Raw genomic sequence first — 14,546 nt, forward strand, 5'->3', positions numbered from 1 at the left:
CGCGGCGTTTTGGTTGCTTGAAACATTCGGATGGATAGGTAATCGTCCAAGCCCCGATGAATACCGACGCGTGCCGGGGATTCCAAGCCCGCACGTGCACCACGCCAGACAGCCCCCGAGGGAAGCCATGCCGTATCGCGCCCCAATCTCTGATTACGAGTTCCTTTTTACAGATGTGGTCGGTTTCGATCAGGTCGCTGCGACAGACCGCTTCGCCGAAGCCAGTTCTGATGTGGTCAGCGCCATCCTGACGGAAGCCGGCAAGATGTGTGAAGAAATCATGGCCCCGCTGCAACGCCCCGGCGATCTGGAGCCTGCGCGGCTGGAAAATGGCGTTCTGCGGACGTCTCCGGGTTATGCGGACGGCTGGAAAGCGATTGCCGAAGGCGGCTGGATCGGAATCAGCGGCGATCCGGAATTTGGCGGGATGGGCCTGCCGATGACGGTGACCACCGCAGTGAACGAGATGATGAGCGCAGCCTGCCTGTCGCTGCAACTGGCGCCGCTGATGAGTCAGGGCCAGATCGAGGCCCTGGAACACCACGCCAGCGATGAGTTGAAACAACTCTATCTGCCCAAGCTGATTTCGGGTGAGTGGTCCGGTACCATGAACCTGACGGAACCGCAGGCCGGTTCGGATGTCGGTGCCTTGTCTTCCCGAGCCGAACCCAACGGCGACGGAACCTATTCGGTGTCCGGGCAGAAGATATTCATCTCTTGGGGCGACAACGATTTCTGCGAAAATGTGTGCCATCTGGTGTTGGCGCGTTTGCCTGATGGGGTGCCGGGAACCAAGGGGATTTCCCTGTTTTTGGTGCCGAAATACATCCCCGACGAAGAAGGCAATCCGGGTGTCGCGAATGATCTGAAGGTGGTTTCGCTAGAGCATAAGATGGGCCTGCACGGCTCGCCCACCTGCGTGATGCAGTATGACGGCGCCAAAGGCTGGCTTGTCGGCAAGGAACACGGCGGCATGGCGGCCATGTTCACCATGATGAACAACGCCCGTCTCGGCGTTGGCGGTCAGGGCGTCGGCTCTGCCGAGGGGGCCTATCAGCACGCACTGGCCTATGCGCTTGAGCGCAAGCAGGGTAAGACACCTTCAGGTACGATCATCGACCACGCCGATGTGCGCCGGATGCTGTTGGAAATGCGGGCCGATGTGTTTGCTGCCCGTGCGATTCTGCTGGCAAACGCCGTGGCGATCGACATGGCAAAAGCCACAGGCGACGCCGAGTGGGCCGCGCGCGCGGCATTGCTGACCCCGATCGACAAGGCGTTTGGCACCGAAACCGGCATTCGTGTTGCCGAGACCGGTGTGCAGGTTCATGGCGGCATGGGCTTCATCGAAGAAACCGGTGCCGCGCAATTCTACCGCGACGCCCGCGTCACGGCGATCTATGAGGGCACCAACGGCATACAGGCCATGGACCTTGTGGCGCGCAAGATGATGGACGGGGGTGAGGCCGCGTCACGCCTGCTGGATGAGATCGAGGATCAGGCCGAAAGCGCCCGAGCGGTTCTGCCCGACTTGGCCGGTCCGGTGTGGGAGGCAACGGAATCGCTGCGCGAAGCCACCGAATGGCTGGTCTCGCAGGGCGATATGAACGACCGATTTGCTGGTGCGCTGCCTTATCTGCGGGCGTTCGCGCGCGTTCTGGGCGGTCATTATCACCTGACAGCGGCGCTGGCCGATCCTGAAGGGCCACGCGCCAAACTGGCGCGCTATTATATCAACGCGCTGTTGCCCGAACACGCGGGCCTGCTGGTTCGGGCGCAGGCCGGATCGTCTGATCTGTATGCGCTCAGCGCAGACGAGTTGGTGGCGTGATGGATGGCGCGCGGCCTAAGGTAATGCGAAGTCCTTGGGATGAACCTCCAGCACCCGGTGAGGCCATCGAAGTGGCCGAAGGCGCCCTGTGGATGCGCCTGCCGCTGCCGATGGCGCTGGACCATGTGAACGTATACGCACTGGATGACGGCGATGGCTGGACGGTGATCGACACCGGATTTTCGTCGAAAAAGACGCGGGGCATCTGGGAAACTCTGATGGCGGGACCATTGGCGGGCAAACCGGTGACCCGCGTTGTGGCGACCCATCACCATCCCGATCACATCGGCAACGCGGGCTGGTTCCAGTCCGAACATGGGGCCGAACTGATCACCAGCCGCACGGCGTGGTTGTTTGCGCGGATGCTGACGCTTGACGTGCAGGAGACATGGCCAGAAGAGACGCTGGATTACTACCGCAGCGCGGGCATGGCGCCCGAAGTGCTGCAAAAGCGGATGTCCGACCGGCCCTTCAATTTTGCCGATATGGTTTATCCCATGCCGCTGGGTTTTACCCGCGTCCGTCAGGGCGATGTGTTTCGCATGGGCGGGCGCGATTGGGACGTTCACATGGGCAATGGCCACGCCCCCGAGCACGTGACACTCTGGAGCCGCGATGACAACCTCGTCATCACAGGCGATCAGATTCTCAGCTCGATCAGTCCCAACATAGGCGTGTACGCCACCGAACCCATGGCCGACCCTGTTGCCGAATGGCTTGAGGCCTGCGAGCGTTTGGAGCCGCTGGCCCGGCCCGATCAACTGGCCCTAGGCGGTCACAAACTGCCCTTTACCGGCCTGCCGGTGCGGATGCGGCAATTGATCGACAACCATCATGGCGCTCTCAGAAGGTTGACCGACTACCTCGATACGCCGAAAACCGCGGCGGAGTGTTTTGTGCCGCTGTTCAAGCGGTCGATCGGCGAGGGGGAATATGGCCTTGCTTTGGTCGAAGCGGTTGCGCACCTGAACCATCTCTACCACATTGGATCGGTAACCCGGTCGCGGCGCGCGGACGGGGCGTGGCAATACCTTCGCAAAGGGTAAGAGATGGAAGACAAGATCGAAACATCAGCCGAAGCTGCCGAGGCCGCGGCGCTGCCGCGCTGTTATGAGGTGCATGCGAACTCGGAGGCGGACTCGGGTACAAAGGAACTGCCCAAGACGCTGCAGAAGCCGGTCGAGGCCAAAAGCCCGGCGCAATGGGCCTATGAGCGTCTGATCCTATACATTCAGAACTTTGAAAAGCAGCTCGACAACAGTCAGGAAGTTGCCATGGGATTCACCGGCGGCGATGCGGGTGTGCTGCGGATCGAAGGAATGGGGTATTTCGATCCGGATATCGTGACATTCTATGGCTCGGACGGGACCGGGGGCAAAACCCAGCTAGTCCAGCATGTCAGCCAGCTGAACGTGATGCTGCGCGCCCTGCCAAAATCGATCGAGGACAAACCGGCCAATCGCATCGGTTTCCGTCTGGCGGCAGATCTGGAAGAGGAATGACCTCTTAGCTTGCAATTCAGTGTTGCGCAGCTTTGAATGATTGCATCGTTCAGGAGTTTGCCGCGTGACACATTTTTCAGCCGTTACAACCGCCTACGCCGGAGCATGGGCGCGCCGGCGCATGTTCGTTCCGATCTACATCGCGGTGCGCCTGCTGGTCATTGCGCTGATCGCGCCGGGAATGGCCATCGCGGTCAATCTGGCGGTTTCGCTGTCTGATCAGACGGCACTGACGGATCAGGACATAGCAGCCTTTATTCTGTCGCCGGTTGGTTTCGTTTCGGCCGTTCTGGTCCTCAGCCTGTTTCTGCTGGCCGAGGTTCTGGTCTTTTCCGTCATGGCCGGGTCCCTTCGGATGGGTGAGCGTGATCCGTGGCGCGCGGGAAGTTCCGCGATCGGTCTGATTGTTTCGCGACTGCCCAATCTGCTTAGCTTTGCGGTGCGCTTTGTACTGAAGGTCCTGCTGTTGGTCCTTCCTTTCGCAGCGGTTGCGGCGCTGATTGCGTGGTGGACGCTGACGGAATACGACATCAACTATTACCTGACCTTCCATCCTCCGTCTTTCTGGATCGCTGTCGCGCTGATCGGCGTTGTCATTGCCATTCTCGCCTGGGTATTGATCCGCCGACTTTCCGCTTGGGCCTTGTCGCTGCACCTCGTCCTGTTCGAACGGGTGGCGCCCGCTGATGCGTTTGAAGAAAGCGCGCGGCGGATGGAGGGTAAGCGTGGTCGCCTCAAGATAGAACTGGTGCTTTGGCTGTTGATCCGCGTTGCAATTGCCGCGGTGGTCGGCGGGCTCGCCACTCTGGTTTTTGGCCTTGTTCCTTTGCAGGAGGGGACCAACCTGCGGCTGGCACTGGTCGTCAGCCTGATCGTGGCCATGCTGTGGTCGCTTGCGGGGCTGGTCCTGGCGGCCATTGCGTTGGGGGCGTTGGCAGTTCTGCTGGATGGGTTTTTCGAAATCGAAACGCCCGAACCGCCACATCCTGAACCCCGCAATCTGCGTGGGCGGGTCTTTGGCTTGATGGCTCTGGCCGCCGTTGCAGTTTTTGGGGGCATTTGGATTGGTCAGGACTTGCTGGCCAAATCCCAGGGTGCCGAAGATGTCGATGTCATCGGTCATCGCGGTGCGGCGGCTTTACGGCCTGAAAACACGATGGCATCTGTCCTGAAAGCTATCGATGACGGCGCCGACTGGGTCGAGATCGACGTTCAGGAAACAGCGGACGGTGTTGTTGTCGTTGCCCATGACAGCGATTTCATGAAGCTGGCAGGGGTGAACCTCAAGATCTGGGACGCAACAATGGCCGATCTGGACGATATCGACATCGGCAGTTGGTTTGGCCCCGAATACGCAGATGAACGCACGCCAACACTGCGCGATGTTCTGGCTGCTGCGCGAGGTAAGGCCAAGGTCATTATCGAACTTAAATACTATGGCCACGACGTCGATCTGGAGAATCGCGTCGCTGAGATTGTCGAGCAACTGGGTATGGAAGAAGACATTGCCATCATGTCCCTGAAATATCCGGCGGTTCAGAAGATGCGGGCACTGCGCCCGGACTGGCGCGTCGGGATTCTGGCGGCAACGGCTGTGGGCGATCTGGCAGGGCTTGACGGTGATTTCGTCGCTGTCAACGCAAACATGGCTTCACCCGGTCTGATCCGGTCGGTTCAGAACGCGGGAAAGGATTTTTACGTCTGGACCATCAACGACCCGCTGCAGATGTCCGCCATGGTCTCGATGGGTGTGGACGGCCTGATCACCGACAGGCCTGCCATGGCGAACGAGGTTCTGCGGGTGCGTGCCGAAATGGGCCCGGCGGAACGCCTGCTTTTGTGGCTGGCGACAGAGTTCGGTCTGTCTGTCGATACCGAGGCGATGCGTGATGAAAACCCGTGATCTTGCGCTGGGCCTGTTGCTAATGGCAGCGCCGGTGGCCAGCCAGGACCTCATACGTACGGTTGAAATGCCCGGCCACCGCGCCCTGATCGAGGTGCTGGAAACGGGTGAACTTGTGCCGTTCGAAACGGACGGCTGTTCCGGTGGCCTGTCGTCCAGTTGGCGGCTTGTGGCCGATACCTTCCCCGCATTCGGTGAAATGCACGACTCTTCACCCCCATGGGAGGCTTGTTGTGTGATCCATGACCGGGCCTATCACAATGCCGCAGGCGCCTCGAGCGCCGAAGACAGCTTTGAGGCCCGTCTGGCTGCGGATGAGGCGCTGAAAGCATGTGTGATCGAGGACGGTAACCAACGCGCCGATGAATTCGCCATTCGATACCAGATGACCCCGGAACAGGTGCGCTCGGCCTATTCGACGATTGCCGGGTCGATGTATCTTGCAGTGCGGTTTGGTGGCGGCCCCTGCACCGGCCTGCCCTGGCGCTGGGGATTTGGATATCCGGGTTGTACACCTTTGCAATCCATGGTGCCTGCGCGCGAATGACGTGGTGACAGTCGCATTTTTTTGCATTATCCACCAAATAAACACGCGAATAGGAAAGATTCTGAAATGGCTGAACACAAGCACGGCGAAATGGACATCACCGTTCAGACAAAGACCTTTGAAGGGTTTGTGAAGTTCACAACATGGACCGTTGCGGTCATCCTTTTCATACTGCTTTTCATGGCTGTGTTCACCTCCTGATCTGAACGGGTGTGTCTGTGCTCAGAATTCTGATTGCCTGTCTTCTGGCGGCAACCGTTGCAGGGTGCGCGGGATCGAAACGTCCCGAGGGTGATCCGGCACAGATCGTTGCCCGGTCTTATCGCGATCCGGGTCCTTCGACGCTTACGCTCTATACGATGATCAACAACCGTACGGGGCAGGGCGCGCACACCTCTTTGATGATCAATGCGCGTGAGCGTGTGATTTTCGACCCGGCGGGTTCGTTTCAAGCAGACATCGTACCGGTTAAGGATGATGTGCTTTATGGAATCACTCCGGCGGTTGAACAGGCGTATCGGGCGTCTCATGCGCGTTCCACCCACCACGCGGTCATTCAGACGTTGCAGGTAACGCCGCAACAGGCCGAAATCGCCTATCAGTTGGCTAAACAGACCGGGCCGGTTCCTGGCGCGTTTTGCGCGAACTACACCGCGCGCATCCTGCAACAGGTGCCGGGGTTCGAGCAGATAGATGTGGTGTACCAGCCGAAAAAGCTGTCGGACCAGTTCGGGCAAATCCCCGGCGTAGTGACCGAAACCTACTATGAATACGATGATGCCGACCTGCAGAAAGGTCTGGCAGCGAACAACGCCAAACTGAACGAGCTGGACCGGGCGTCAACCGAGTAGGTACAACAACCCGTACAGCGTGGCGGCACCGGAAAAGATCGCCGCCAGTACGTTTTTCGTTATCAGCCCCACTGCCAGCGCGACCGTCGCTGCGCTCATCCGCGGCACATCGGCTTCCCCACCGGTTGCCGAGGGCCAGACAACCAATGGTGCGATCAAAGCGGGCAGGATGGCTACTGCCGTGTACCTGAGGTGGCGCAACAGCCACGGCGGCATCGGGCGGTCGCCGACAAAGCCAATGAACACGAACCGCAATGTAAAGCTGCCAACTGCCAGCCCGACAATGATGATCCACATGGTGGTGGGGTCGATCTGCGTCATGCCTTTGCCTTTCTGCGCTCAAGCATCACTTCTGCCTGCGCTCCGGCCATCATGCCTGCGCAACCCGCGATCAGCAGGCCCAGATTAAACGGAATCGCCACGGTCAGCAGGGACACCACAATCGCAACCAGCGCCGCCACCACATGAGCCATCGTCCGCATCATCGGGCCGATCATGGAAAGAAACGTAATAGGCAGGGCAAAATCCAGCGCCCAGCTTTCCGGAATTTGTGTGCCAAGAACCGCACCCAGATAGGTGGACAGAATCCACAGCGGTGTGATCGGCGTGACTGAGCCGAAGAAATAGGCCATCCGCTGCGGTACAGTCAGATCAGGTTCGTTTTCAAAACGTACGATCGAGCAGGCATAGGACTGATCAACAGTCAGATAGGCCGCAAAGGCCCGCTGCCACATCGGGGCCGCCCCAAGATACGGCGTCAGCGAGGCCGAATACATCGCCATCCGCAGGTTTACCGCCAGGGCCGAGGCCAGCACGATTGCCGTTGGTGCCCCGTCCTGCAGCAATTGCAGCGCCGCAAACTGCGCTGCCCCTGCAAACACGGTTGCGGTAAAGGCCATGGTCTGAACGATATCCAGCCCCGCCTCGGTGGCGAACACGCCGAAAAGCGTGCCAAAGGGAATGGCCACGAAAACAAAAGGCGAGCCGTCCCGAAAACCCTTCCAGAAGTATGACTTGGATGTGGTGAATGCCATGGCTAAATCCTATGGTGTCGGCATCAGCAGTAGCGGGCTTGGGAAAGGGTTGCAATTGGCCACGGAAACAGACCTGACGGAATATATCATCGCACCGGATCCCGGCGCGGCCCGTCTGACCCGGGCGGTCGAAGGCGTGGACCAGAACGGGCAGGCCAGTCGCATCTCGGTGGTCGAGGAACGCCCTCTGACGATATTTCTCAATTCGCAGGAAATCGTGACCGCGATGACCATTGGTGACTATCCCGAGTATCTGGCACTTGGGTTCCTGCGCAATCAGGGGATGTTGCTTGCGGACGACGAAATCGTACGTGTCGATTATGACGACGATCTGGAAACCGTCGTCGTACGAACCGCACGTGAGACCTCGTACGAGGACAAGCTCAGGAAAAAGACACGCACAAGTGGATGCGCCGTGGGCACCGTGTTCGGTGACATGATGGAGGGGCTCGAAGACGTGCGTCTGCCACAGGTACAGGTGCGCACCTCGTGGCTTTATGACCTGGCGGCCAAAATCAACCGCACGCCGTCGCTGTATCTTGAGGCAGGTGCGATTCATGGCACCGTCCTGTGCCGTGAAAATCGCCCGTTGGTTTATATGGAGGACGTCGGTCGTCACAACGCTGTTGACAAGATCGCTGGCTGGATGCTGTCCGAAGGTGAACAGGCGGAGGACAAGATCCTTTACACCACCGGGCGTCTGACCTCAGAAATGGTGATCAAGACCGCGATGATGGGCATCCCGGTCTTGGCGTCCCGATCTGGCTTCACCGCATGGGGTGTCGAGATCGCGCGCGAGGTTGGCCTGACCCTGATTGGCCGCATGCGCGGACAGCGATTTGTGTGCCTGTCAGGAGAGGATCGGCTGGTTCGGGATGTTGATCCGGCGAGCATTCCCAGCGAAGAAAAACGGAATAAGAGAAAAAGCTCTTTGCCCTGATTTTTGCCTTTCAGGGTAACTGTCTCAAGAAAATCCTGCGAATTCTTATAGATGTGCCCTATTATGGAGGGCGCAGATACAGAATTTGAACAGGCTCCGGCCGGAGAGAGACATGGAACTGATCAATCTTATTGCGCCGGTATTTGCGGTTATCCTGACGGGTTACGTGTTTTCGTGGACAAAGCTTCTGAGCGAAAACACCGCCGATGCATTGGTTCAGTTCGCGGTTTACGTCCTGATCCCAGCCATCATGTTCTATCTGATCGGGCAGGAGAAATTCGAGAACCTCATCAACTACGGCTTCTACATCTCCTACGGTGGAACGTTGCTGGCCCTGTTCATCGTTTTGTTTTTCTGTTTGAGGGGCGTGGTGCATCTGCAGACCGGTGCTGCAACTGTGGCGGCATTTGCCGCTGTCGCCTCGAACACGGCGCTGGTCGCCCTGCCTGTTCTGCACGCGATCTTCGGCTCGAAAGGTGCGTTGCCGGCGGTATTGGCTAATCTGGTCGTTGCACTTTTGCTTTTGGTCATGACAACCATCCTGGAAAGTTCGGCAGGGCACAAGGCAAGCACCAAGACGCCGATCTACAAGATATTCCTGAACGTTCTCAAAAACCCGATTATCGCCGCGACTTTGCTGGGTGTTGCGTATTCGTTTACCGGCATCGGGTTCTCGGATTCGGTTTCGGACTATCTGGAACTGCTGAGCCAGGCGTTGGCCGCCGTGGCGCTGTTTGCGATCGGGTTTACCACCAGCGTGCGCACGATCGTGCAGACTGGGCCGATGATCTTGTCTTTGACCGTTGTAAAGCTGATCGCCGCGCCAGGGCTGGTGCTGCTGGCTGCCCATCTGATCGGGCTGGACCCGTTGTGGACGATCGCGGCAACCGTTTCCTCGGCGGTTCCGACGGCGAAGAACGTGTTCCTGCTGGCCAAGCACTATGAGCAGGAGCCCAAGCTTGCAGCCCATATCGTTTCCTCTACATCCTTCCTGTCAATCGGGACACTGATCATGTGGCTGTTTGTCCTCCACCAGCTTTACCCCTCGGCATTTCAACTGAATTGATTAGATTGTGGATCGTCGCGAAGTGGCGACCGGTTATCGGTTTGAATCTTGGGGATAGAGAATGCAGCAGACTCTTGGCATCATCCTTGCAGGCGGGCTTGCCACCAGAATGGGCGGTGGTGACAAGGGTTTGCTTCAGCTAGGTCAAAAAAGCCTGCTCGCGCATGTGATCGACCGCCTGGGACCGCAAGTGGACGGTCTTGCGCTGAATGCCAACGGCGATCCCGAACGGTTTTCGGATCTAGGCCTGCCTGTGCTTGCTGACACCGTCGAAGGTTTTGCCGGACCTCTGGCCGGGGTTCTTGCCGGGCTTGATTGGGCTGCCGGACAGGGGGCCGACCGTATTGTAACCGCCGCTGCCGACACGCCGTTCTTTCCGCGTAATCTGGTTGAACGGCTGGTGCAGGCGTCGCAGGGGCAGACCCATCCGCTGGTTCTGGCCACGACGCCGCGCACCGGGGATGAGGCGCTGAAATCCGGTGGAGGTAAGCGCGTGAACCGACATCCGACCTTCGGCCTCTGGCCTGTCGCCCTGCGGGACGATCTGCGGGCGGCGCTGAAGGACGGGCTGCGCAAGGTCGTGTTGTGGACCGACAGGCATGACGGGCGCGAGGCGCTGTTCCCCGCGGACCCGTTTGATCCGTTCTTCAATGTCAACACGCCCGATGATCTGGAACTGGCGCACAAGATGCTGGAGAAGGCATGAAAATCTATGGCGTGACCGGATGGAAGAATACCGGCAAGACAGGGTTGATGGAGCGCCTGGTGGCGGAAATCACCGCACGAGGTTTCACCGTCTCGACCATAAAGCATGCGCATCATTCCTTCGATGTCGATCAGCCGGGTCGCGACAGCTATCGGCATCGTCAGGCAGGGGCGGCCGAGGTCTTGCTGGCCTCGCAATACCGTATTGCCCTGATGCAGGAATTGCGCGGTGCGCCCGAGCCTCTGCTGAAGGATTTACTGGGGCGTCTCTCACCCGTCGATCTGGTGTTGATCGAAGGCTACAAACGCGAGCGTCACCCAAAGATCGAAACCCATCGGGCCGAACCGGGACAGCCGCTGATCGCGACCGATGATGATACGATCCGCGCCGTGGCCAGTGACTCGCCACTGAATCTGGATCGCCCGGTTTTCGACCTGAACGACACCGCAGGTATCGCGGATTTCATTCTCCGGGAGGTCGGGTTGTGATACCGTTTCAGACCTTTGCCATGGTGGACTGGTCTGGTGGAAATGATACAGGCCCGCGCCCCTGCAAGGATGCAATCTGGGCCTGCATAGCGCGGGATGGCGTGGCGGAAGAGCCGGTATATCTGCGCAACCGGAAACTGGCCGAGGACTGGCTGGCTGAGCTGATCGCGGCGGAATTGGCTGCGGGCCGCCGCCTGTTTCTGGGCTTTGATTTCCCCTTCGGCTATCCGCAGGGCTTTGCGCGGGCGTTGACGGGTTCGGACGATCCTTTGGAGATGTGGGCATGGTTCGAGGCCCGGATCGAAGACACGCCAGGCAGGAACAACCGGTTCGATCTGGCCGGTGAAATAAATCGTGGATTTGGCGGAAAGGGGCCGTTCTGGATGAACGCCTTGCAACGCGACATTGCAGGTTTGCCGCGTAACAAATCCAACTATCGCAACCCGTTCCCCGATCGTCGCGCGGTTGAACATCTGGCCAAAGGCAGTTTCACGTGTTGGCAAATGGCAGGCGCCGGGGCTGTTGGCGGTCAGGTGATGATGGGATTGCCCGTGCTTTCCCGGCTGAGGAGCCGCTTCGCCGGAAAGGTGGCCGTCTGGCCGTTCGAGACCTTGGATAAACCTGTTGCGTTTGTCGAGGTCTGGCCTTCGTTGAATCTTGGTAAGGAACCCGCAAACCGGATCAGGGATGCTTGGCAGGTGGAACAGGTCACCTTGACTCTGGCCCGCTTGCCGGTTGAGGAATTGGCGATCCAATTGGATGTCAGCGCGTCAGAGGAAGGCTGGATACTGGGTGTGACACAGGACAAACCGAATATTTCCCCACCACCGCTCAGAAACGACTGCTTCGCGTTACCGGCAGGTGTGAACTGGACACCTGTTGACGAGGCTCTGGACCTTCTGCGGGACAGATTGCGCCCGATCGCGGGGATTCAGACGGTACCACTGGCCCACGCGTCAGGTCGCGTTCTAGCCGGTGATGTTACTGCGCTGCGATCCAACCCACCACAGCCGAACACGGCGGTCGACGGGTATGGCTTTGCGGGGGCAGTGCCCGAAGGCGCGCATGTATTGCCGCTGACCGAAGGGCGTTCGGCTGCCGGGATACCATATGACGGCACTGTCCCTAGGGGCCACGCCCTGCGGGTTCTGACCGGTGCGGCCCTGCCGGATGGGGTGGATACCGTCATTCTGGAAGAGGATGTGACGGTTCAGGACAACCACATCGCCTTTCACGGCCCGCTAAAGCAGGGGGCCAATATGCGGCGTGCGGGCGAAGATGTCGCCGCAGGGGACATCGCGCTGACAGCGGGCCGCAGGCTCACACCTGCTGATCTGGCGCTCTTGTCTGCTGTGGGGGTGGCCGAGGTACCTGTACGCACCTCATTGCGGGTGGCCGTGCTGTCGACCGGGGATGAACTGGTCGAACCTGGCGCCGCTGCTGGGCCCGGCCAGATCTACGATGCCAATCGCCCGATGCTGTTGGCGATGATCGAAAGGCTGGGTTTCACGGCGGTGGATATCGGCCGGGTCGCGGATGATCGGGCCGTTCTGAAAGACAAGCTGGATGAAGCGGCAGGCAAGGCCGATGTCATCCTGACCAGCGGCGGGGCGTCTGCAGGAGATGAAGATCACGTTTCGGCCTTGCTGCGCGAGGCCGGTGCCATGCAGGAATGGCGTATTGCCCTCAAACCGGGGCGCCCTCTGGCGTTGGGCGTATGGAACCAAACACCGGTTTTTGGATTGCCGGGAAATCCGGTGGCGGCGATGGTCTGCACTCTGATATTCGCCCGCCCCGCCCTTGGTCTGATGGCTGGCGAAGGCTGGCAGGTACCGCAGGGCTTTGACCTGCCCGCCGCGTTTGAAAAGCGCAAGAAGCCGGGTCGCCGTGAATATCTGCGCGCCCGCGTAAGGGAGGGTCGGGTCGAAGTTTTCCGATCAGAAGGGTCCGGACGGATCAGCGGCCTGAGCTGGGCTGAAGGTCTTGTCGAGATCGGGGATGGTGAGTGCCACATAACACCGGGTGATCCCGTGCGGTTCATTCCCTATGGAAGCTTCGGCTTGTGACGGTTTCGGTCTCACGCGGGTTCTCGGATCAAGAGCGCGCGCAGGCGGCGGCGCTGTTCTGGCAGGCCTTCGCGGCCAAGCTGAACCGGGTCATGGGGCCGGACAGCAAGGGTCTGCAGTTTTTTCAGCAGGCGCTGAACCCGGACTTTGCCCTGGTGGCCCGAAATGCCGATGGCAGAATGTTGGGTCTGGCCGGATTCAAAACCGATGCAGGCGGGCTGGCCGAAGGAAGTATGACAGATCTGGCGCGTGTCTACGGCTGGTTCGGGGCCACTTGGCGGGGTCTGCTTCTGGGTGTGTTGGAACGCAAACTTCAGCCGGATGTCTTTCAGATGGATGGGATATTCGTCGACGCAGCCGCCCGCGGCCAAGGTGTGGGCACGGCACTTCTGGCTGCGATCAAGGAAGAAGCCCGGCGTGCAGGAATGCGCGAAGTGCAGCTTGACGTGATCGACACCAATCCCCGCGCCCGCGCCCTGTACGAGCGTGAAGGGTTCTTACCCAAAGGCGAGGAAACGACCGGCCCGTTCAAATACATCTTTGGTTTCAGCAAAGCGACCCGGATGATCTGGTCGGTCGATGCCGAGCCGGTGACAGATAGCGACCTCAGTCAAACGTTCCCGCCACGCGGCCCAGCAACATGAACGCCCGCGCCGTGCGCGTTTCCCCCAGCGCGGTCAGTTCCGCGTCGCTGGCTTCTGGTTCGAACGCGACGATCATATGGTCGAACCGGCGCAGAAAGTGATGCGCCGCATCGCGAAAGATCGGGTCTTGCTTCATCCGGCCGGCCGTCAGCGCCAGGGACGAGCGGTCCCGGATACCCCCCAGCGAGGCAACCGCCCGCCCGCGCGCACCATGCGCAAACTGGCGCCAGATCTCGGGTCGCGCCATGTCAGGGCGTAGATCGTCCATATAGATGCCTTCCTGACTGAGCAGGGTCAGCACATCCTGCGCGGCCTGAATCAGCTGTGCCGTCTTTCTGTTCTTCAGGGCTGCCTTCAATGCGGCGAACCCTTCGGTATCTTCGGGCGTTTCCGGAAAATTCAAGGCGCGGATGAACGTCTCGGATGTCAGCGGCGGGGCAATTTCCTCGGCCGATGTGCCAAGCTCCAGCGATGTCTGGTCGTCCTGCGACGACGGGTCTGGGGGCTGAGTGGCCCGTGTGGGTTCGTGCCGTTTCGATGAAAAGGTGACCAGCGCTTCTTCGGTCTTTTTGGTAGCTTCCGCGATTTCATCCAGCTTCTGGTTGACGGCCGGTTCATAGGCGCTGGCCGCTTTTTGCTGTTGGATGACATAGGCCTGCCGGATGGCGTCGATCGCCGTTTGCAACCGCTCGCTTTCTTCGCGCATGACCCGGCTGGCACGCATCGCCAGCGCGGCAACCCAGATCATGGCAACCGGCATGAAGACAGCCAGAAGCGCGACGATAAACCCGCCGCTCCGGGTTTCGCCCGGCAATACCAGAAAGATAACGGAAACCACCAGCCAGATCAGGCTGAGTGCAACGGCCGCAATCTCAATCCCCGTGATGGACGGGTTGCCGGGCCGGTCATAGATGCCCAGAGATGTCGGTCGCTCGGATTCCCGGTCTGAGTTGGGCCCGGACATGATA

Annotated in this window: 16 protein-coding genes; 13 read left to right on the forward strand and 3 right to left on the reverse strand. The window is 59.7% G+C overall.

All coding sequences use genetic code 11. From position 1 onward, the window contains the following. Positions 1-127: 127 nt before the first annotated feature. The 7 genes from ACR0NA_RS12590 (at position 128) to ACR0NA_RS12620 (ending at position 6,634) form a co-directional block, all read left to right on the forward strand. The gene (locus tag ACR0NA_RS12590; RefSeq protein WP_480729374.1) at positions 128-1,831 is read left to right on the forward strand and encodes an acyl-CoA dehydrogenase; all 1,704 of its coding nucleotides are present in this window, start codon (positions 128-130) and stop codon (positions 1,829-1,831) included. Continuing rightward, on the forward strand, positions 1,831-2,877 hold the full coding sequence (locus tag ACR0NA_RS12595; protein WP_480729542.1) for an MBL fold metallo-hydrolase: 1,047 nt from the start codon (positions 1,831-1,833) through the stop codon (positions 2,875-2,877). Before ACR0NA_RS12590 ends, ACR0NA_RS12595 begins: the two co-directional genes overlap by 1 nt. Positions 2,878-2,880: 3 nt before the next feature. After that, positions 2,881-3,333: a DUF6173 family protein gene (locus ACR0NA_RS12600; RefSeq protein WP_170654586.1), complete on the forward strand. Its 453-nt coding sequence runs from the start codon at positions 2,881-2,883 to the stop codon at positions 3,331-3,333. Between the two features lie 64 nt (positions 3,334-3,397). Beyond that, complete coding sequence (locus ACR0NA_RS12605; RefSeq protein ID WP_480729375.1) at positions 3,398-5,236, forward strand: glycerophosphodiester phosphodiesterase family protein; 1,839 nt, start codon at positions 3,398-3,400, stop codon at positions 5,234-5,236. Then, complete coding sequence (locus tag ACR0NA_RS12610; protein ID WP_480729376.1) at positions 5,223-5,783, forward strand: hypothetical protein; 561 nt, start codon at positions 5,223-5,225, stop codon at positions 5,781-5,783. The genes ACR0NA_RS12605 and ACR0NA_RS12610 overlap by 14 nt, the downstream gene beginning before the upstream one ends. Before the next feature lie 66 nt (positions 5,784-5,849). Further along, the gene (locus ACR0NA_RS12615; RefSeq protein ID WP_170654591.1) at positions 5,850-5,984 is read left to right on the forward strand and encodes an aa3-type cytochrome c oxidase subunit IV; all 135 of its coding nucleotides are present in this window, start codon (positions 5,850-5,852) and stop codon (positions 5,982-5,984) included. A gap of 17 nt (positions 5,985-6,001) precedes the next feature. Then, positions 6,002-6,634, forward strand: a complete 633-nt coding sequence (locus ACR0NA_RS12620) for a hypothetical protein (RefSeq protein ID WP_480729544.1) — start codon at positions 6,002-6,004, stop codon at positions 6,632-6,634. On the opposite strand, the gene ACR0NA_RS12625 is transcribed toward ACR0NA_RS12620, so the two are convergent. Together ACR0NA_RS12625 and ACR0NA_RS12630 are read right to left on the reverse strand one after the other, a co-directional pair. After that, entirely contained in the window at positions 6,623-6,955 is a 333-nt protein-coding gene (locus ACR0NA_RS12625) for an AzlD domain-containing protein (RefSeq protein WP_480729377.1), read from the reverse strand. The genes ACR0NA_RS12620 and ACR0NA_RS12625 overlap by 12 nt on opposite strands. Continuing rightward, positions 6,952-7,668 (reverse strand): AzlC family ABC transporter permease, encoded by a 717-nt coding sequence (locus ACR0NA_RS12630; RefSeq protein WP_480451558.1) that lies wholly within the window; start codon positions 7,666-7,668, stop codon positions 6,952-6,954. The genes ACR0NA_RS12625 and ACR0NA_RS12630 overlap by 4 nt, the downstream gene beginning before the upstream one ends. Before the next feature lie 49 nt (positions 7,669-7,717). On the opposite strand from ACR0NA_RS12630, the gene ACR0NA_RS12635 reads away from it, so the two are divergent. From ACR0NA_RS12635 to ACR0NA_RS12660, 6 genes are all read left to right on the forward strand, one after another. Beyond that, the gene (locus ACR0NA_RS12635) at positions 7,718-8,608 is read left to right on the forward strand and encodes a formate dehydrogenase accessory sulfurtransferase FdhD (protein WP_480729547.1); all 891 of its coding nucleotides are present in this window, start codon (positions 7,718-7,720) and stop codon (positions 8,606-8,608) included. A 112-nt stretch (positions 8,609-8,720) separates the two neighbouring features. Then, entirely contained in the window at positions 8,721-9,674 is a 954-nt protein-coding gene (locus ACR0NA_RS12640; protein ID WP_480729378.1) for an AEC family transporter, read from the forward strand. A gap of 61 nt (positions 9,675-9,735) precedes the next feature. Next, entirely contained in the window at positions 9,736-10,380 is a 645-nt protein-coding gene (gene mobA / locus ACR0NA_RS12645; protein ID WP_480729379.1) for a molybdenum cofactor guanylyltransferase MobA, read from the forward strand. After that, the gene (gene mobB, locus ACR0NA_RS12650; RefSeq protein ID WP_480729380.1) at positions 10,377-10,868 is read left to right on the forward strand and encodes a molybdopterin-guanine dinucleotide biosynthesis protein B; all 492 of its coding nucleotides are present in this window, start codon (positions 10,377-10,379) and stop codon (positions 10,866-10,868) included. The genes mobA and mobB overlap by 4 nt, the downstream gene beginning before the upstream one ends. 20 nt (positions 10,869-10,888) lie before the next feature. After that, on the forward strand, positions 10,889-12,934 hold the full coding sequence (locus ACR0NA_RS12655) for a molybdopterin-binding protein (protein ID WP_480729549.1): 2,046 nt from the start codon (positions 10,889-10,891) through the stop codon (positions 12,932-12,934). Further along, the gene (locus ACR0NA_RS12660) at positions 12,931-13,578 is read left to right on the forward strand and encodes a GNAT family N-acetyltransferase (RefSeq protein ID WP_480729381.1); all 648 of its coding nucleotides are present in this window, start codon (positions 12,931-12,933) and stop codon (positions 13,576-13,578) included. Before ACR0NA_RS12655 ends, ACR0NA_RS12660 begins: the two co-directional genes overlap by 4 nt. Here the strand turns inward: ACR0NA_RS12660 and ACR0NA_RS12665 are convergent. Then, a complete protein-coding gene (locus ACR0NA_RS12665; protein ID WP_480729382.1) occupies positions 13,541-14,542 on the reverse strand; it encodes a hypothetical protein in 1,002 nt (333 codons plus the stop codon). The two genes, ACR0NA_RS12660 and ACR0NA_RS12665, sit on opposite strands and share 38 nt — an antisense overlap. Between the last annotated feature and the right edge of the window lie 4 nt (positions 14,543-14,546).

Source organism: Ruegeria sp. C11 (genome assembly GCF_056537725.1).

What these genes read in the sequence shown, in the direction of transcription:
- ACR0NA_RS12630 (WP_480451558.1), bottom strand. Translation starts at nt 7,668, where the DNA reads ATGGCATTCACCACATCCAAGTCATACTTCTGGAAGGGTTTTCGGGAC.
- ACR0NA_RS12600 (WP_170654586.1), top strand. Translation starts at nt 2,881, where the DNA reads ATGGAAGACAAGATCGAAACATCAGCCGAAGCTGCCGAGGCCGCGGCG.
- mobB (WP_480729380.1), top strand. Translation starts at nt 10,377, where the DNA reads ATGAAAATCTATGGCGTGACCGGATGGAAGAATACCGGCAAGACAGGG.
- mobA (WP_480729379.1), top strand. Translation starts at nt 9,736, where the DNA reads ATGCAGCAGACTCTTGGCATCATCCTTGCAGGCGGGCTTGCCACCAGA.
- ACR0NA_RS12610 (WP_480729376.1), top strand. Translation starts at nt 5,223, where the DNA reads ATGAAAACCCGTGATCTTGCGCTGGGCCTGTTGCTAATGGCAGCGCCG.
- ACR0NA_RS12615 (WP_170654591.1), top strand. Translation starts at nt 5,850, where the DNA reads ATGGCTGAACACAAGCACGGCGAAATGGACATCACCGTTCAGACAAAG.
- ACR0NA_RS12595 (WP_480729542.1), top strand. Translation starts at nt 1,831, where the DNA reads ATGGATGGCGCGCGGCCTAAGGTAATGCGAAGTCCTTGGGATGAACCT.
- ACR0NA_RS12640 (WP_480729378.1), top strand. Translation starts at nt 8,721, where the DNA reads ATGGAACTGATCAATCTTATTGCGCCGGTATTTGCGGTTATCCTGACG.
- ACR0NA_RS12590 (WP_480729374.1), top strand. Translation starts at nt 128, where the DNA reads ATGCCGTATCGCGCCCCAATCTCTGATTACGAGTTCCTTTTTACAGAT.
- ACR0NA_RS12665 (WP_480729382.1), bottom strand. Translation starts at nt 14,542, where the DNA reads ATGTCCGGGCCCAACTCAGACCGGGAATCCGAGCGACCGACATCTCTG.
- ACR0NA_RS12655 (WP_480729549.1), top strand. Translation starts at nt 10,889, where the DNA reads ATGGTGGACTGGTCTGGTGGAAATGATACAGGCCCGCGCCCCTGCAAG.
- ACR0NA_RS12625 (WP_480729377.1), bottom strand. Translation starts at nt 6,955, where the DNA reads ATGACGCAGATCGACCCCACCACCATGTGGATCATCATTGTCGGGCTG.